Raw genomic sequence first — 17,940 nt, 5'->3', positions numbered from 1 at the left:
GCCGCGCCGAAACGGTGCAGGCCCTGAAACGACGACAACAGGGGAAGGACACCCAAATGAAAACGCTCAAGCCGTTCGCCATCCTTGCAACGCTGACTGCCACGGTTCCCGCATTCGCTGCGACCGATACCGGCAATCCGATGGTCGGGGGCGCGCCGATGTTCGCGGACAAGACCATTGTCGAAAACGCCGTGAATTCGGCCGATCACACGACGCTTGTCGCCGCGGTCAAGGCCGCTGGCCTTGTTGAAACCCTGTCGGGTGAGGGGCCGTTCACCGTCTTTGCGCCGACCAACAAAGCCTTTGGCATGATCAAGAAAGAAAGCCTTGATGCGCTGTTGCAGCCCGAAGCCAAGGCGCAGCTGACCCAGATCCTGACCTGCCACGTGGTGTCGGCCAATGCCATGTCGGATGCCATTGCGGGCATGATCGCCGATGATGGCGGCATGCATCCGGTGCCCACCGTGGGCGGCTGCACGCTTCAGGCCAAGATGGACGGCGACGAAATCACGCTGACCGATGAAAACGGTCGCGTCGCTACGGTGACGATCGCGGATGTCAAACAGTCGAACGGCGTCATCCATGTGATCGACCGGGTTCTGCTGCCCAAGCAGTAAGACCTGTGCCAGAGGCGATTGCGCGCTGCCGGTCCCCAGTGCCGCTCGCGCAATCGTGCGTGCCCCGCGCTTGCCCCCGTGCCTCGGGGCACGCATCCTTGAACCGATCATGGGAGGAGGTCCCGATGAACCGACGTCATTTTCTGAGTGCCGGTATTGCCTTGTCCTTTCTGGCGGGACGCGCCACCGCCGCAGGTGGCAAATTTGAAGTCACGCGCAGCAAGGCGGAATGGCGGGCCATGCTGACGGATGCGGAATATCGCGTCATGCGCGAAGAGGCGACGGAACGCGCCTTTACCTCGCCACTGAACAACGAAAAGCGCAAAGGCACCTTTCTGTGCAAGGGCTGTGATCTGCCGCTTTATGCCTCGGACACCAAATTCGACAGCGGCACCGGCTGGCCGTCCTTTTACCAGGCCTTGCCGCGTGCGGTGGAAACCAAGGCGGACCGCAAGCTGTTCTATACACGGACAGAATGCCACTGTCGCCGCTGCGGATCGCACCTTGGGCATATCTTTGACGATGGCCCGCCGCCGACCGGAAAACGCCATTGTATCAACGGCGTCAGCCTGAAGTTCCGCCCCGCCTGACGGGACAACGGGCGCCCAGCCTGACCATGGCGGGCGCCCGTTCCCGTGAGTGGGGGGTAAATGGGACCAGGAATTAATCCCATTTCTGACGTTAAGTCACGTCAGGTTGTATGTCTACGCTTTTGTGCAACTTTAGGTTTATTGATGCGGGTGATCCCTAGGGATACGGCCCACAAAAGAAAAACGGGCAGGGGAATGACCCGTGCCCGTCTTTGTCATTTAAAGCTGCGGCTGTCCTTGATCTGGTCCCAGGCCCAGACCACCTGCTGCAATTGTTCTTCCTGGCTTCGGTCTCCGCCGTTCATGTCAGGGTGCAGCACCTTGATCAACGACTTGTAGACCTTTCGGATCTCGGCCTTGGTCATATTGTCCTTGGCATCGAGGATCTCCAGCGCCTTGCGCTCGGTCGGGGGCAGTTTGCGGCCGCCACCGCCCTTGTTGCGCCCGGGGTTGCGCGTGGCCTTGTCGCCCAGCACCTGGTGTGGATCTTCGATCCCCAACCGGGCCCAGGCCTTTGCCTCGGGGTCACGCCAGTCCTTGGTCTTGCGCTCCCAGACCTTGTCCGCCGATTCCTGGGCGTTCATCTCGGCCTCGGTCTTGCCGTCAAAGAACGACCACTTGGCGTTGTATTCGCGGACGTGCTCTTTGCAGAACCAATAGAAATCATCCAGCACGTCAGGCGCCTTGGGCGCACGGAATTTGCCCGGTTCCTCACAACCTTCATGGTCACAAATGCGCGTGGATGTCTCCTGCGCGCCGGTCATGCCCTTGCGTCCACGCGGGTTTTTCTTTTTCGCGGACTTTACGGACATGTCGAAACCGAAGGGATCAGGTTTGCTCATCTCGGACCTCTTCTCGACTCGGACACCGGAGCATAGACTATCGCGGAACGAGTTACAGGGGGTCCTGCGAAAAATGTCGCGAGCCGAAGAAATCCGGGTGAAGCTGGAGACAGCCTTTCAGCCAAGCCATCTTGAAATTCGCAACGACAGCGCCCGCCACGCTGGCCATGGCGGTGACGACGGCAGCGGCGAAAGCCATTTCCACGTGGTGTTGCGGGCGCCGGAACTGGCGGGGCAAAGCCGGATCGCACGGCACCGTGCGGTTCACAAGGCATTGGGGCCGGACCTCGTAAGTGCCATCCACGCGCTGTCGCTGGACCTTGACGGATAGGCGCAGGAAAAAGGGGCGGGTCCTGCTGGACCACGCCCCGACATTCTATGAACAAACGGATGAAACCCCCCGTTTACAATCATTTGCGTGTCACACCGATCAATGCTGGCGCTATCGGGTGAGTATCAACTCCCGGTAACAGAACGTTAACATTTTCGGGTGACGCAACGGCAGTCAGGGATTCCATACCCCTTGGGCCGAACGGGGTGCGGGGACAAAAGAAAACGGGCCGGTTGCTGCAACCGGCCCGGTTTCCGAGAGCGTCGGAGGCGCCTTTATAGGCCGTCCCGTCAGAGACCCAGCTTGGCGCTGATGATTTCGTTCACAGCCTTGGGGTTGGCCTTGCCGCCGGTGGCCTTCATGACCTGACCCACGAACCAACCCGCAAGTTTCGGGTTCTGCTTGGCCTTTTCGACCTGCGCCGGGTTGGCGGCGATGATCTCGTCCACGGCGGTTTCGATGGCGCCAGTGTCGGTCACCTGTTTCATGCCGCGGTCTTCGACGATCTGTTCCGGGTCGCCGCCTTCGGTATAGACGATCTCGAACAGGTCCTTGGCGATCTTGCCGCTGATGGCGTCCGATTTGATCAGTTTGATGATCCCGGCCAGTTGCGCCGGCGATACCGGGCTGTCGGTGATGTCGGTATCATCCTTTTTCAAACGACCGAACAGTTCGTTGATGACCCAGTTGGCCGAAAGCTTGCCATCACCGGCGGCTGTCACGACCTCTTCGAAATAGGCGGCGTTCACCACTTCGGCGGTCAGCACGCTGGCGTCATATTCGGACAGGCCGAAATCCTTGACGAACCGCGCTTTCTTTTCGTCCGGCAGCTCCGGCAGAGTGTTGGCGATGTCATCCACCCAGCCCTGTTCGATTTCCAGCGGCAAGAGGTCAGGGCAGGGGAAGTAGCGGTAATCATGCGCCTCTTCCTTGGAGCGCATCGACCGGGTTTCGCCCTTGTCGGGATCGTACAGGCGGGTTTCCTGATCGATCTTGCCGCCTGCTTCCAGAATGGCGATCTGGCGCTTGGCCTCATAGTCGATGGCCTGCTGGATAAAGCGCATCGAGTTCATGTTCTTGATCTCGCAGCGCGTGCCCAAATGGCCGAAATCCTGCGTTTCCTGGTATTTCTCGTACTGTCCGGGCAGACAGACCGAAACGTTCACGTCCGCGCGCAGGTTGCCGTTCTGCATGTTGCCGTCACAAGTGCCGAGGTAGCGCAGGATCTGGCGCAGCTTGGCGATATAGGCGGCGGCCTCTTCGGGGCCGCGGATGTCGGGGCGGCTGACAATCTCCATCAGCGCGACGCCGGTCCGGTTCAGGTCGACGAAGGACATGTGCGGGTCCATGTCATGGATCGACTTGCCCGCGTCCTGTTCGACGTGGATGCGTTCGATGCGCACCTTGCGGGCGATGCCCGGTTCCATGTCGACGATGATTTCGCCTTCGCCGACCAGCGGGTGATACAGCTGCGAAATCTGGTAGCCCTGCGGCAGGTCGGGGTAGAAATAGTTCTTGCGGTCAAAGGCGCTGACAAGGTTGATCTCGGCCTTCAGGCCCAGACCGGTGCGCACCGCCTGTTCGATGCAATATTCGTTGATGACGGGCAACATGCCGGGCATGGCCGCGTCAACGAAAGACACGTTGGAATTCGGCTCGGCGCCGAACTTGGTCGAAGCCCCGGAAAAGAGCTTGGCTTCCGAGGCCACCTGTGCGTGGACCTCCATCCCGATGACCAGTTCCCAATCGTGCTTGGCCCCGGCGATCACCTTGGGTTTGGGGGTCTCAAAGCTCAGATCCAGCATGGCGGCTCCTTGGCGTGCAGGCGTTCCCGATGGGTCTAATTCAGCCCGCGCGCAAGGGCAAGTCAGGCTACGGTCAGCACTGACAAAGCCAGCCCGCGTGCTGAACCGGAATGCGCACACCCGGCTTGAAATAGGTGATGTTGCGCGAATAACGACCGATCAGGGATTTCATCGCGTCGATCGATCCGGGACCAATCGCGCCGTCCAGCCCGCCGCGATAGACGCCGGCATCGCGCAACAGGCGCTGCAACTCGCGCGCGGTGTCACGATCCCAAGGGTCCGGGCGCTGTCGGGCGACATTGGCGCGCAGTTCCATCGTGCGGAACCAATAGGCCGCGGCCTGTCTTGGGTCTTTTTCGGTTCCGGTGCCGGTTTCATACAGCCGAGCGGCTTCTACGAGGCCACGCACAAAATCCTGTTTGGCGGCCATTTCGTACCAGTGCAGCGCCTCGGCGGGATCTTTTTCGACCCCGTAAGACCCCTGGGCAAAGATCTTGCCCAGTTGCATCTGCGCCTGAACAAATCCGTTTTCGGCCGCTTGGGCCAACCACCGCTTGGCCTTGACGAAGTCCGGCGCGATATCGGCCCCGGCCACCTTTGCGTTCAGACCATAAAGATAGGTGTTGCCGATGCGGTGTTGAGCGCTGAGGTTTCCGGCCTCTGCCGCCTGCATCAACAGGTCCAGCGCGCGCTGCTTGTCGGCCTCGATGACGCCGTTTTCGCCGCGCCAGTAGATCATCGCCTCTTCGTAGGTGGCGCGCATGTCCCCCGCGGCGGATGCCTGCCGGTAGAAGTCCAGCGCCTTGGGCAGGTCTTTTTGATATAGCGATCCGTTCCGATAGGCCTCGGCCTTGGCGAACAGCGCGTGCGGATGGTTCAGTGCCACCGCCTGATCCAGATAACGCCGCGCGGTGGCAAAGTCCCGCAGGACCGCGCCGCCGTCACGTTCATAGATCGTCGCAAGAAAGGTCATCGCCACCGGGTCGCCGGACTCGGCAGAGGTTTCAAGGAACCCGATGGCCTGTTCTATATCGGCCTCCATGCCCAGCCCGTCGCGGGCAAAACGGCCAAGGGCGGTTGTTGCCGCAGTGTATCCGGCGGCATGGGCAAGCCGGTAATACCCCAGTGCCTCGGCGAAATCGCCCTTGGCCTCGTAGGCGCGGGCAAGGGCAAAGCCTGTGGCAGGTGAACCGTCGATCTGCGTGTCCAGGGCAGAACAGGCGGCAATGGCCTGTTCCGCTTCGATCCGTTCCAGCGCGATTCCGGGCAGGGTATCAGGGCGGTCGGGGTCAAAGGGGCTGGCGGCGCGCAGGGCACAGCGCAACCGCGCCTGCTGGATCACCGCCGCGCGGTCCAGAGCCTTGGGGAGAGGGGCGGCGGCCAATTGATCCAGCGCCAGCGCGGCCCTGCGGGCGGCTTCGGTGTCCGGGAAATCGGCGGTCACGGACCCAAGCGCGGTCTCGCGCGCGCTGCGGTCAGGGATCAGAAGCGCCTCGGTCAAGGCGGCCATGGCGGCCTGTTCGACCCGAACCGCCTCAGCGCGGGCGCGTTCTTGCAGCGTGGTCGCAAGGTGGTCCAGCGCCTCGCCCGCCCGCAAGGCCGCCGGGGTGGCTTCGAAGTCGGCAATCACCGCTTCCAGCGCGCTGCGCTTGGCCTCGGGCTCGGGGATCAGCAGGGCTTCTGTCAGGGCCTGCCGGGCCGAAGCCAGCCGTTCCGCATCGGCATCGGTGCGGGCGCGGTCGCGCAGGCTGGTCTCTAGCCGGTCCAGCGCTTCGGCGGCCCGTTCTGCGGCAGGTGTTGCGGCGAAAGCAGTGACAACCGCTTGCAGGGCGCTACGGCGGGCTTCGGGGCTGGTGATCAGCAGGGCCTCTGTCAGGGCTTGCCGCGCGTCGGCCAGACGGTCGGCATCGGCCTTGGCGGCGGCTTCGGCCTCGGCGCGTTTGCGGTCGGCCTGTTCGCGTTCGGCCGCGGCGCGTTCGCGCAGCAGCACCTGTTCGGCGCGCTGCGCGGCCCCGGTGGCGGGGAATTGCGCCTCAACGGCTTCCAGCGCGGCGATCCGGTCGGGGCGCTCGGGCAATTCCAGCGCCGCGGCCAGCGCATCCAGCGCCTGTTGCCGCCGCACGGTTTCCTCGGCTTCGCGCGATTGCCTCAGCGCGGCTTCGGTACGGGCGGCGGCGGTGCGGGCTTTTTCGCCGATCTCTGTCCCGGCAAACCGGGCTTCCACCGCGCGCAGCGCCGCCAGCCGGTCGGCCAGATCGGCCACCAGCAGCGCGTCGGCCAGTGCACGGTTCGCGGCAAATTCCGGGCCCGGCCCGGGGGTCGCGGCGGCCTCGGTAAAGCCGAGATCCAGCGCCTTGTTCACCGAGGCGATCTTGTGGCCGCCATTGAACCCATCCCCGGACGAACGCAGCCCGCCCTGATTGTGCAGGGCCACAACCGACAGCGTCCGTGCATCCAGCAACAGCGCCCCCGAAGATCCGCCAGTGGTTTCACAGGTATGACGCAGGGCGGAAACGCGGCCATCCACCTCGGTCTGTCGCCGGTGCACCTTGCAGGTGCCGGTGGAATACTGTTGCGGCTGCGCGCCCGGGTGATGGATCATCACCAGTTCCTGCAAAGGCGCCACGCTGGTGGTCATGCGCAGCGGGAAATGGCCGCCAAGATCGCTGTTGGCGTCCCCGATCACCTGCAAGACCAGCGCATCAACCTGTTGGTTGACGGCCAGCTCGCGGGGGGCCACGCGGTAGGTCCGCACCAGTTCGGTCAGATCCCGAGAGGTGTATTCAAAATTGACCCGCGCCTCTTGGACGATGCTGAAACCCGCCCGCACAAGATCGGGATCGTAATAGCAATGATGATTGGTCAACAGCCGGTTCTCTGGCAGCAGCGTCGCGGTGCAATTCGTGACAAAGGGGGAGTTCAACGTGACGGTTTGGCCCCCGCGCGCGATCGTGCGGGGCTTGCCGTCCGGCGTGGTCAGGCAGACCTGCAACCGCCCGACATGGCGGGCGATCCGGCGCACATCCGGCGGTGCCTCGGCAATCGACAGCCAGAACCCGCCTTTGCCCGCCGCCTTTTCCACCAGCGCCTGAAGCGCCGAGGATTCCGCGTTGACCGAGAACCCGAAAGGACAATCCGCCACCCCCTGCGCGCCAGCCATGCGCGCCGAAGCGGTCGAAAGCAGGGAAAGGGCCAAAAGCAAAAGAAGGCGCTGCATCAATTCGGTTCCCGTCAATTCCGTCGTCCGGGCAGGCTAGCAGGCGTTTTGCGTCGGACAAAGTCGGGAATGTCTTGCCAAAAGACCTGATGTTCAGCTGTTCCCCTGCATCCGCATCCCTTCGGGACCAAAGACAAGCCGCCGTCCGCCGTCCAGCAGTGGCGCATAGAACTCTCCAAGTGCCGAAAGCGCCCGGGCCCGTCCGACGCGCTGCGGATCTGCGTCACGGCGGTCCAAAAGGTCGACATGGTTGCGCGCCGGAACACCGGCCCAGATCAGCGGGTGGATTTCGCGCAGGTGGTCCTGCGCGATCCAGCCAAGGCAATCGGCCACGCGACGCCTTGCGCTGCCCGCTTCGGTCGGGCCGCCCAGCGTATGGCCGGTCAGGGCTGCCAGCCGGTTGGCCATGTCCTGCGATGGATGCCGGGTGAGGATGTCATGCAGACCCTCGGCGAAAAGCTCGGCGTCCAGCCGGCCGAAAGCCCCGGCATCCGTCCCCAGCGCCCCGAAATAGACCCAGGCATAGCCGCCGCAGCCCCAGACGTCCGCCGTTCGTGCCGCCACGCGCCGCGCCTGGGTGTCCAGCATTTCCCAACTGCCAAAGCGGGTCGGGCGCAGGGCGCAGCCAAACGCCAACAGGTGATGCGGGTTACCGGGGTCCAGGTCGATCAGGTCCTCGAAATCATCGGCGACGCGGGCCTGCGGATGCGGATCGGCCTCCAGCACGGCGCAGCGCACCGCCGCCCAAAGCGGCATGTCATGTTCGAAAGGGTCGAAACGGTCGTTCAGCCGGGCCGCCGCCGCCATGTGGCGTGCATAGGCTTCGTGCCGGTCAGCGGTATCGGCCTCACGCCATGCACGGGCCGCATCCACATGCGCCATCGCGACGATCTGGGCAATGACCGGGCAGCCGGGATAGTCATTCAGCAACGGTTCCAGGGAGGCTATGGCCGCCTGCACCATGCGCGGCTCTCCGCGCGCGACAGCGTCCCGGATCGCCTCTGAAATGTCGCGCCGTGCCCCCTCGCTCATCAGGGCTGCCTGTGAGTGCAGGCCGGGTGTCAGCGCACGTGCCTGTTCTGCGCGGGTGATTTCGACGGCCAACTGCTCCCAGTCCTCCTGACGGGCAAGGAACTGACCGCGCGCGCGCAAAGTCTCGGCGGCTTCCGCGCCGGCTTCTGTTGTGGCCACGGGGATCTGGACCTGCGGCGGCAGGGCCGGGGATGGCGGCGTATCGACGGGCTGCCCGGCCACCACGGAAAGGCGCGGGCGGCGGGGCGAAATTCGGGCGCTCAGGTGGCGCATGCTGGGTAACAGGTCACGCAGGGTCATAGGCCCCAATCTGCCCGCGATTCGAGGCCAAATTCCGGCGGCTTGCGGGAATTGCGCTGGCTTTCTGCCGGCGCTCACCGGGCTTTGGTGATTATCCGCTGACAAGATGTTGCGGCCCCGAGAACAATGCACCGCCACGAATGGTCATCGGGCAATGTTTTGCTGGTGTTTCGGCGTCGTCCGGCCCGTGCCGCAGCCACCCGGCTTGCATCGTTTCGGGCCTTGCGCGAAATTTCGCGCCAAATGAAGATATCTGCGCTCTTGTTTTGCGGCCTCGCCTTGCTGGCACAAGCCAGCCTTGCCAATCCGGATCCCGCCGGAGCCATTGCCGTGCCCGCGCCGGTGCCGATCACGCCGCCGGTGATCGAAACCTCTGATCTTGCCGTGGCCACGTCGCTGCGACCCAAGGCGCGCAAAAAGATCGTGGTGCCCAAGGCGCGCTGGGACAATATCAAGGGTAGCCGCAGCTGGAGCCTTGCCGTGCTCCAAGGCCTGCGCGCACAGGCCGACATGCTGCCCGACCTCGTGCCGCGCGACATAGCCGACTATTGCCCGGCCTATCCAAGCGCGGGCCGCGCGCAACGCGAGGCTTTCTGGGTCGGGCTGATCTCGGCACTGGCATGGCACGAAAGCACCCATCGCCCCGGGGCCGTCGGGGGCGGCGGGCGCTGGTACGGGCTGGTACAGATCTATCCGCCCACCGCGCGGTTCTATCAATGCAAGGCGCGCAACGGGGCTGCGCTCAAGGATCCCGAGGACAACCTTTCTTGCGCGCTGCGGATCATGGCGGTCACGGTGCCGCGCGACAAGGTCATCAGCAAGGGCATGCGCGGCGTCGCTGCGGATTGGGGGCCGTTCCATTCCCGCCGCAAGCGTGAGGACATCATGCAATGGACCCGTTCGCAGAAATATTGCACCGGCCTTGCGCGTTCGTTGCGTCCTGTGCTGCGCCCCACCGACCTTGGCCCCGACGCCGAAAAGACCGCCGCGCCTCTGTCCGAGGGCTGAGATCCAACCTGCCGGTCAAGATGCCTGTTTCCCAGGGTCGCCCGTTGCTGATGCCGGAAAGAGGTGCGGGGCGCGGGCGCGGTCAAGGGGGCTATGCCGCGCCGAATGCGGCGTGCCCTTGACCGGGGTCGATACGCGATTGGGCATCAATCAGCGCATTGGAGGATGCGCGTAACTGCCACGGGCCTGTTTGCTGGCGGGCCTGAACGCGAAAAAGCGCGCCACTGGCGCGCCTCTTTGTTCATCCCCGAAATGGCTCTTCCCTGAAATGCGGGCCCTGTTCAGGCCTTCAGCCAACTGGGCCGGCGCGTGGCGTCGACCAGCGAAACGGCCGGGGCCTTTGGACCGCCAAGGGCCAGTGTCGCCCGGCGCAGCATTTCGATGCCTTCCTCGGACTTCGCAGGCAGCGCCTTGGGTGAAATCGCCTCACCCAATGTGATGCGATAGGGCTGGCGGGCCTTGTTGAGTGTTTCGTGAAACAGCGTGATGTCGCGCAGCGTCGGGTGCAGCAGGTCAAAAAGATAAAACAGCACCGAGTTGCGTGCGCGGATATGCACAGGGATCACCGGCAGGTCGAACTTGCGTGCAATCATGGCCGCGCTGGCCATCCATGGCCGTTCATGCAGCGACAGTCCGCGCCGTTTGGCAAGACGCCCCGAGGGGAAGATCACGCCAAGGCGGCCTTCGTCCACGGCCTTGCGCGTATAGGCCATGGTTTCGCGGGTCTTGCCATGGCTGCGTTTTTCCTTGCGCCATTCCACTGGGGCGATCATCTCGCCGTATTGTGGCAGGACGCGCATGATGTCGTGGTTGGCGAAATAATAGGTGTCACGGCGGACCCGGCCCAAGGCGTGATGCAGCATGATGCCGTCGGCGATGCCGGTCGGGTGGTTCGCAACGATCAGCGCAGGGCCTTGCCGAGGCAGGTTCTCCAGCCCCGAAACTTCCAGATCCTTGGCCAGCATCTCGGCCATGACCATCATGATCTGGTCGGCGGACATGTCCTTGACCAGCGTGCCGACTTCAATCGTTTTCTCATATCCCAGCATCCGGTCCAGCACCGCGCGGACAGGGCGGACCAAAGGCGAGGTCGAGAACAGCCAGGGCGCGCGCTCGGCGATCAGCGGGTCGATGCGGTCTTTCATTCTAGCCCCAAGATCATAATTTCGTGACACTTCCATGACGGGCGCGCCGTTTCGATTGACAGTCTACACCACAGTCTCGGCGGGTGCACCTCTCTGACATATGGTCTCGGCGATGGCTTGCCATCGGTCCGTGTCAAAAATGCCGCGCCAACGGCGGTGGCCGTCGGGGGACATGCAGTTTCGGGTGCCGTCAGACATCTGCTGTTTCGCAGGTTATTCTGTTTTTATTCAATATCTTGAAAGTCGCTAAGACGTCGGTCAGATCAGGCCGAAATGGTGGCGCTCAGTCTTGATACCGCGCGCTTCGGCCGCGTCCTGAAGCCGCGGATGAGGCGGCAGCGAATCCTGCGGCAGGGCGATCCGGCGGCCGTCATCCAGCACCAGTCGCGCCCGGATCGAGAAATCGAGTCGCGTTTCAAAGCGGATGTGGTCGATCCGTGCCAGCGCCACTTCGCCCTCCGCGCCGCCCGATCCCCAGCGCAGCATTTTATCATCCAACCGCAACCATGCGCGGCGCCCGGTGGCAAAGTCGATCAGCGCCGGAAGGCTGGCGGCGATCAGCAAACTGACCACCCAGACCGACGCGTGAAGCGCGAACCACAGTGTCAGCGCGGCCAGCCAGACCAGCATCAGCACAAGAAAGGCGCGCAGGCTGCGCCCCGTGGACGCGTGTTCCAGCGGGGTCACCGCCCGCCTGCCACATCGAGGATCGACCGGGTCACGTAAGAGGCCCGTTCCGACAGCAGCCACAGGATGGCTTCGGCGCATTCCTCGGCGGTTCCGGCCCGGCCCATCGGTGTCGATGGTGCCAGCCGGTCCAGACGGTCGGGTTCGCCGCCCTTGGCGTGGATGTCGGTTTCGATCAGGCCGGGGCGGATGCCGTTGACGCGGATCCCTTCCGGGGCCAGTTCATCGGCAAGGCCCACGGTAAAAGTGTCGATGGCCCCCTTGGTGGCGGCATAATCGACATATTGATTGGCCGAACCCAACCGCGCGGCCGCGGATGAAACATTCACGATGGATCCGCCCTGGTTCCATTCGCGCATCAGCATGACCGATTGGCGTGCCACCTCGATCGCGCCGAACACATTGACGGAAAAAACCTTTTCCACGCGATCCGGCGTCAGGTCCGCGATGCTGCCATGAGGGGATACGATGCCCGCATTGTTCACCAGCCCAACCGGGCCCGGTTTCAGATCGCGCAGCTTTGCGAACATCTTTTCGATGGCCTTGGGTTTGGCCACATCGGCCTGCACCAGATAGGCCTGCGCGCCCATGCTTTCGACCATGGCGGCGGTTGTCTCAGCGCCGTCCTTGTCCTTGCCGTAATGCACGACAATCCGTTGCCAGCCGGAAAAGGCGGCCATGCGGGCGGTGGCCGCGCCGATCCCGGCGCTGGCTCCGGTGACGATCAGAACGCCGTTCATGTCCAGCCTCGCACAGGGGCAGGGCACCGGGCGGGCTTGGGGCCACGGGGGCGGTTCGATCTGGGCATGGACGGCTCCGGAAAAATCATCGGCGACACGCTATCGCGGTTTCGCGCCGGGCGGCAAGCGCCAGGCGCGATCCTCTGTTACGCCCCCAGTATCCGCCCCACCATTTCCCCGGTATCGCGGCTGAGCCGGGGCTTGTCCCGCAGCCGTTCCAGCTGGGCGCGGATCAGGTCCTGTCGATCCGCGTCATAGCGTTTCCACGTCTGGAACGAGGAACACATCCGCGCGGTGGTCTGCGGGTTGAGATCGTCCAGCCGGATCAGCCAGTCCGTCAGCAAGCGATACCCCGCGCCGTCCTTGCGGTGAAAACCCGCATGGTTCATCGCCAGCGAACCCATGACCGCACGGAAGCGATTGGGGTTCTTCCAGTCAAAATCGGCGTGGCCAGTCAAGGCCTCCGCTCTGGGCACGACGTTTTCGGGCGCGGTGGCAGCAACTTGCAGGCCGAACCATTTGTCCATCACCAGCCGGTCATTGCGCCATTGCGTCTCGAAGGCGGCGAGGGCTTCGGCATCCTTGCCCACGCGCACCAGCTGTCCCAGCGCATTCAGTTGCAAGGTCATGTTGTCGGCACTGTCGAATTGCGCCTGCGCGGCCTTGCCGCCATCCAGACGCGAGGTCAGCGCCAATACGGCCCCGCCCAGAGCGCGGCGGCCCGATTGTTCCGCATCCGGGCGGTAGGGCGCATCGACGCTGCCTTCGGCGGCGAGGCCGGGCAACAGGTTTGCCCAGCGTTCGGCCTTGACCTGCGCCAGCGTTTCCTTGGCGGCGTGGATGGCATCGGGATCCGGTGTCACGCCGCGTTCGAACAGCACCTGTGCCAGTTCCGAATCCGTGGGCGTGCCCATCATCATCGCGCGGAAAGCGGGATCAAGCTCCCGGTCGCGCAGCAACTGTTCCAACCCGTCCAACCATGCCTCGTCCGGGCCGGCACCTTCGGTGATCATGGCGATCAGGCTTTCCCGGGCCAGCAGGCGCGAGGCCTCCCAGCGGTTGAAAGGATCGGTGTCATGGGCCAGCAGAAAGGCGCGTTCCTCGCGGCTTTGCTGGCGTTCCAGCACCACTGGGGCGGAAAACTCGCGGTTGATCGACGGCACCGGGCGCGCGGCCAACCCGTCAAAGGCAAAGCTCTGCTCGGCCTCGGTGATCTCCAGAACGCGGGTCGCCACGATCTCGTCGCCGTTGGGGTTCAACAGGCCCACGGCCATGGGGATCACCTGTGGCTGCTTGCTGTCTTGTCCCGGCGTGGGCGGCGTGTGCTGTTTGAAGGTCAGCGTATAGGCGCCATCGGCCCAATCTTCGGTGACTTCGACCCGGGGCGTACCGGACTGGCTGTACCAGCGTTTGAACTGCGACAGGTCGCGGCCCGTGGCATCCTCGAAAACCTTGAGCCAATCCTCGATCGTGGCCGCATCGCCATCGTGGCGGTCGAAATACAGATCCAGCGCCTTGGCGTAATCCGCATCGCCCACCAAACGTTTCAGCATGCCGATCACCTCGGCGCCTTTCTCATAGACGGTGGCGGTATAGAAGTTGTTGATTTCCTGAAAGCTCTCGGGCCGCACGGGGTGCGACAGCGGGCCTTGATCCTCGGGGAACTGGCGACCGCGCAACATCGAAACATTGTCGATCCGCGCCACCGGGGCCGAGCGCACGTCCGCCGTGAATTGCTGATCGCGGAAGACGGTCAGCCCTTCCTTGAGACACAGCTGGAACCAGTCGCGGCAGGTGATGCGGTTGCCGGTCCAGTTGTGGAAATACTCATGCGCGATGATCGCCTCGATACGTTCGAAATTGGCATCGGTCGAGGTTTCGGGCGAGGCAAGGACACAGGACGAATTGAAGATGTTCAGCCCCTTGTTCTCCATCGCGCCCATGTTGAAATCATCGACGGCCACGATGTTGAAAATGTCCAGGTCGTATTCCCGGCCATAGACATCTTCGTCCCATTTCATCGATTTCTTCAGCGCCTCCATGCCAAAGGCGCATTTGCCTTCGTCACCGGGGCGGACCCAGATGTTCAATTCGACCTTGCGGCCGTTCATCGTGGTAAAGCTGTCGGGGTGGTTCACCAGGTCGCCCGCGACCAGCGCGAACAGATAGGCCGGTTTGGGCCAGGGATCGTGCCACACGGCAAAGCCGTCGCCCTTTTCGACAAGGTTGCCGTTGGACAGCAGCACCGGCAGATCGCCTTCGACCCGCACGGTAAAGACGCTCATCACGTCGGGGCGGTCGGGGTAGAAGGTGATCTTGCGAAAGCCTTCGGCCTCGCACTGAGTGCAATACATGCCGCTGGACATGTACAGGCCTTCCAGCGCGGTGTTGCCTTCGGGGGCGATTTCGACCTCGCATTCCCAAAGGAACGGCCCCTCGGGCACATCACAGCGCAGGCCCTCGGGCGTGACGTCGGGCGTGACCTCGGCCCCGTCGATGGCGGCGCGGATCAGCTTGACCTCTTCGCCGTGCAGAAAGAACTCTTGCGCGGGGGCCTCGGGGTTGGGGGCGAAATGGATCTTGGCGATCACCCGCGTGGCCTGTGGTGCAAGGCGGAAGGTCAGGTGCACATCGCTGACCTGCCAGCCGAAAGGCGTGTAATCCTTGAGGTAGATCGTCTTGGGCGCGGCGTCTTTCATCTGGCTCTCCATCTCGGGCTTGGCCAAGGTGTAGCAGGGCGCGCGCCACCTGCAAGCGGTCCCCCTGACATCCTGCTGACAAAACGCTGTCAGCAGGGCTGTGCGAAACAGGGATCATCGCTTACTCATGGAGATGACACGATGACCTACGTACCTGAAAATTTCACCGTCTGGGCCGAAATCCCGGTGACCGACATGGAAAAATCCATGGCCTTCTACAATGCCGTGACGGATGCGGGGCTGGAACTGGACACCAGTGGCCCGAACCCGATGGCGATGTTCAAACCGCTGGACACGGGCAACGGCGTGGCCGGGCACCTGTATCCCGGCAAACCCGCCGGTGATGGCACCGGCCCGACGATCCATCTGGCCGCTCCGGGGACGGCGGAGGACACCATGAAACGGGTCGAGGCCGCAGGCGGCAAGGTTGTCTCTCCGGTGATCGAGATCCCGGCAGGCCGGTTCTTCTATGCGCTGGACCTCGACGGCAATTCCGTCGGCTTTTTCGAGACCCGCTGATGCGTCGCGCCGACCGCCTGTTCCAGATCGTTCAGGCCCTGCGGGGCGGTCGGCGCACCACGGCGGCACAGCTTGCCGACAGGCTCGAAGTCTCACAGCGGACGATCTATCGCGACATTGCCGATCTGCAATCCACCGGCGTTCCGATCGATGGCGAGGCCGGGTTCGGCTACGTCTTGCAGGAAGGGTTCGATCTGCCGCCGCTGATGTTCGACAAGGACGAGATCGTGGCGTTGGTGGCGGGGGCGCGGCTGGTGCGCGCTTGGGGCGGGGCGACCATGGCGCGCGCCGCCGAAGAGGCGCTGGCCAAGATCGACGCGGTTCTGCCCGAAGATGCCCGCGCCCGGGCCCGCGCGGTGCAGGTGCATTCGCTGGGGCTTGGGGTGACGGACGATCTGCGCGCCTGCATCGATGCCATCGAAAGCGCCGTCGACCGGCGCGAGCGGCTACAGCTGGAATATCGCGACGAGGCAGGGCAGGGGACCACGCGCATCGTGCGTCCGCTGGGGCTTTGGTTCTGGGCACCGGCCTGGACACTGGTTGCCTGGTGTGAGCTGCGTGAGGATTTCCGCATGTTCCGGCTGGATCGCATCGCCGCGCTGCAAGAGGCGGGCCGGTTTCGCCACGAACGCGGTCAACGGCTGGCGGATTTCTATGAACGGATGGAGGCCGAACGCTGTGGCTAGGCCCTTTTCCGGCGGGGGGCTTGTTCTAGCTCTGGGGCATGGAACCGATCCTTCTGTGGCTGAAACGCGATCTGAGACTGGCGGACAATCCTGCCTTGGCCCGCGCCTGCGCATTGGGCGCGCCGGTGCCGGTTTATGTCGTCGAACCGGGGCTTTGGGCACAGCCTGAAAGCGCGGGCCGGCACTATGCCTTCCTTTTCGAAACGCTGATGCAGCTGCGCCGGGATCTGCGTGCGTTGGGCAGTGATCTGGTGATCCGCCATGGCGCGGCGGTCGACCAGCTTGAGGCGCTGCGTCAGGAAACCGGCGCCCGGCGCATGGTCAGCACGCAGGAAACCGGCACCGGTTGGAGCTTTGCGCGCGATCGTGCGGTGGCGGGTTGGGCCGCCGGGCAGGGTGTGACATGGGAAGAGATGCCCCACAGCGCGATCCGCCGCGGGCACCATGACCGTGATCACTGGTCCCGTCATCGCAACGCGGTCATGGCGAGAGCGCCCGTGGCCGCGCCGGCGCATCTGCCTCCGGTGGCGGTGCCGTCGCAACCGGTTCCCACGGCTGCGGCGCTGGGTCTTGCGCCTGACACGTGCCCGGCCCGCCAGCGAGGTGGCCGTGATCAGGCCGAGGCTCTGCTGACTTCTTTCCTGACAACACGCGGGCAACATTATCGCCGACAGATGTCCTCTCCGCTCACCGGGGCGGAGGCCTGTTCGCGCCTGTCGCCCTATCTTGCGCTGGGGGTTCTGTCCCCGCGCCAAGTGGCGGCACGGACGGCGGCGCGGCAACGCGCGCGGCGCGCCGGGGGCGCGCCGGCACCCCGGGATGGATGGTCCGGCAGCCTGAACAGCTTGCAATCGCGGCTGGCCTGGCGCGACCATTTCATCCAGAAACTCGAAGACGAACCGGATCTTGACCGGGTCGAGATGCACCGCGCCTGTCGCGGTCTGCGCCCGGCCGAACCCGATGCCGCCCGCCTTGCGGCGTGGGAAAGCGGGGAAACCGGCGTGCCCTTTGTCGATGCCTGCATGCGGTCGCTGACAGCCACCGGGTGGCTGAACTTTCGGATGCGGGCCATGCTGATGAGCTTTGCCTCCTACCACCTCTGGCTGCCATGGCAGCGCACGGGCCTGCACCTTGCCCGCCTGTTCACCGATTACGAACCGGGCATCCATTGGAGCCAGTGCCAGATGCAATCGGGCACCACGGGCATCAATACGCCAAGGATCTACAACCCGGTCAAACAGGGGCGCGAGCAGGACCCGACAGGAGCCTTCACCCGGCGCTGGTGCCCCGAACTGGCGGACGTGCCTGATGCCCTGTTGCAAGAGCCATGGCGCTGGGACGTAGCGGTGGATTATCCGGAACCCATCGTCGATGTCGCCGATGCGGCGCGCAGGGCGCGGGAGACCATCTGGAGCTTGCGCAAGGACACCGGGTTCAGGGCCGAGTCACAAAGAGTCATCCGCAAGCACGCTTCGCGCAAGGATCCGCAGCGCCATTTCGTGAATGATCGTGCCCCAAAGGCTGCCTCACGATCCGACGACCGCCAACAAAGCTTTGATTTCTGATGCCACGCAAGCCTCGCAAACAGGATCTGCCCAGCAAGACCTGCGTCACATGCGGACGCCCTTTTGCGTGGCGCCGGAAATGGGCGCGCGTCTGGAGGGAAGTCCGGTATTGCTCGGAACGCTGCCGCCGAAATCGCAAGCCTTGACCCGGCGGGCA

General features: G+C 64.0%; 16 protein-coding genes. 8 read left to right on the top strand and 8 right to left on the bottom strand.

Translation table 11 applies throughout. The annotated features are described in order from the left end of the window. The first annotated feature begins 56 nt into the window (after window positions 1-56). Both KJP30_RS05975 and msrB read left to right on the top strand, forming a co-directional pair. Window positions 57-617 carry a fasciclin domain-containing protein gene (locus KJP30_RS05975; RefSeq protein ID WP_218448070.1) on the top strand — a complete coding sequence of 187 codons (561 nt, stop codon included), beginning with the start codon at window positions 57-59 and terminating at the stop codon, window positions 615-617. 125 nt (window positions 618-742) lie between these two features. Beyond that, entirely contained in the window at window positions 743-1,207 is a 465-nt protein-coding gene (msrB, locus tag KJP30_RS05970; RefSeq protein WP_218448069.1) for a peptide-methionine (R)-S-oxide reductase MsrB, read from the top strand. 215 nt (window positions 1,208-1,422) lie between these two features. Here the strand turns inward: msrB and KJP30_RS05965 are convergent, their stop codons facing one another. Then, window positions 1,423-2,049 carry a J domain-containing protein gene (locus KJP30_RS05965; RefSeq protein WP_218448068.1) on the bottom strand — a complete coding sequence of 209 codons (627 nt, stop codon included), beginning with the start codon at window positions 2,047-2,049 and terminating at the stop codon, window positions 1,423-1,425. A 73-nt stretch (window positions 2,050-2,122) separates the two neighbouring features. On the opposite strand from KJP30_RS05965, the gene KJP30_RS05960 reads away from it, so the two are divergent. Continuing rightward, window positions 2,123-2,380 (top strand): BolA family protein, encoded by a 258-nt coding sequence (locus KJP30_RS05960; protein ID WP_218448067.1) that lies wholly within the window; start codon window positions 2,123-2,125, stop codon window positions 2,378-2,380. Window positions 2,381-2,670: 290 nt separating this feature from the next. On the opposite strand, the gene gatB is transcribed toward KJP30_RS05960, so the two are convergent. The 3 genes from gatB to KJP30_RS05945 all read right to left on the bottom strand — a co-directional run bounded on the left by gatB (window position 2,671) and on the right by KJP30_RS05945 (window position 8,707). Beyond that, a complete protein-coding gene (gene gatB, locus KJP30_RS05955; RefSeq protein ID WP_218448066.1) occupies window positions 2,671-4,185 on the bottom strand; it encodes an Asp-tRNA(Asn)/Glu-tRNA(Gln) amidotransferase subunit GatB in 1,515 nt (504 codons plus the stop codon). Window positions 4,186-4,258: 73 nt separating this feature from the next. Beyond that, window positions 4,259-7,402, bottom strand: coding sequence for a trypsin-like peptidase domain-containing protein (locus KJP30_RS05950; RefSeq protein WP_218448065.1), 3,144 nt, complete (start codon window positions 7,400-7,402; stop codon window positions 4,259-4,261). Window positions 7,403-7,495: 93 nt separating this feature from the next. Beyond that, window positions 7,496-8,707: a hypothetical protein gene (locus tag KJP30_RS05945; protein WP_218448064.1), complete on the bottom strand. Its 1,212-nt coding sequence runs from the start codon at window positions 8,705-8,707 to the stop codon at window positions 7,496-7,498. A gap of 306 nt (window positions 8,708-9,013) precedes the next feature. Between KJP30_RS05945 and KJP30_RS05940 the strand changes: the two genes are divergently transcribed. Then, window positions 9,014-9,742: a transglycosylase SLT domain-containing protein gene (locus KJP30_RS05940; protein WP_246594360.1), complete on the top strand. Its 729-nt coding sequence runs from the start codon at window positions 9,014-9,016 to the stop codon at window positions 9,740-9,742. 281 nt (window positions 9,743-10,023) lie between these two features. Here KJP30_RS05940 and KJP30_RS05935 read toward each other — a convergent pair whose 3' ends face one another. The 4 genes from KJP30_RS05935 to pepN all read right to left on the bottom strand — a co-directional run bounded on the left by KJP30_RS05935 (window position 10,024) and on the right by pepN (window position 15,013). Then, entirely contained in the window at window positions 10,024-10,887 is an 864-nt protein-coding gene (locus tag KJP30_RS05935) for a lysophospholipid acyltransferase family protein (RefSeq protein ID WP_218448062.1), read from the bottom strand. 258 nt (window positions 10,888-11,145) lie between these two features. Next, entirely contained in the window at window positions 11,146-11,574 is a 429-nt protein-coding gene (locus KJP30_RS05930) for a hypothetical protein (protein ID WP_218448061.1), read from the bottom strand. Beyond that, window positions 11,571-12,314, bottom strand: coding sequence for an SDR family oxidoreductase (locus KJP30_RS05925; RefSeq protein ID WP_218448060.1), 744 nt, complete (start codon window positions 12,312-12,314; stop codon window positions 11,571-11,573). Before KJP30_RS05925 ends, KJP30_RS05930 begins: the two co-directional genes overlap by 4 nt. A gap of 146 nt (window positions 12,315-12,460) precedes the next feature. Beyond that, complete coding sequence (gene pepN, locus KJP30_RS05920) at window positions 12,461-15,013, bottom strand: aminopeptidase N (RefSeq protein WP_218448059.1); 2,553 nt, start codon at window positions 15,011-15,013, stop codon at window positions 12,461-12,463. Window positions 15,014-15,154: 141 nt separating this feature from the next. Here pepN and KJP30_RS05915 point away from each other — a divergent pair, with 141 nt between their 5' ends. From KJP30_RS05915 to KJP30_RS05900, 4 genes are read left to right on the top strand one after another with little or no spacing between them, the layout of a single operon-like run. Continuing rightward, window positions 15,155-15,532, top strand: coding sequence for a VOC family protein (locus KJP30_RS05915; RefSeq protein ID WP_218448058.1), 378 nt, complete (start codon window positions 15,155-15,157; stop codon window positions 15,530-15,532). Next, a complete protein-coding gene (locus KJP30_RS05910) occupies window positions 15,532-16,218 on the top strand; it encodes a helix-turn-helix transcriptional regulator (RefSeq protein ID WP_218448057.1) in 687 nt (228 codons plus the stop codon). Before KJP30_RS05915 ends, KJP30_RS05910 begins: the two co-directional genes overlap by 1 nt. 38 nt (window positions 16,219-16,256) lie before the next feature. Beyond that, a complete protein-coding gene (locus KJP30_RS05905) occupies window positions 16,257-17,783 on the top strand; it encodes an FAD-binding domain-containing protein (protein ID WP_218448056.1) in 1,527 nt (508 codons plus the stop codon). Beyond that, window positions 17,783-17,929, top strand: a complete 147-nt coding sequence (locus KJP30_RS05900) for a DUF2256 domain-containing protein (RefSeq protein WP_218448055.1) — start codon at window positions 17,783-17,785, stop codon at window positions 17,927-17,929. Before KJP30_RS05905 ends, KJP30_RS05900 begins: the two co-directional genes overlap by 1 nt. Window positions 17,930-17,940: the final 11 nt, after the last annotated feature.

The sequence above is a fragment of the Antarctobacter sediminis genome, from assembly GCF_019218285.1.
Lineage (GTDB): Bacteria > Pseudomonadota > Alphaproteobacteria > Rhodobacterales > Rhodobacteraceae > Antarctobacter > Antarctobacter sediminis.
This window is presented reverse-complemented; position numbering and strand designations above follow the sequence as displayed.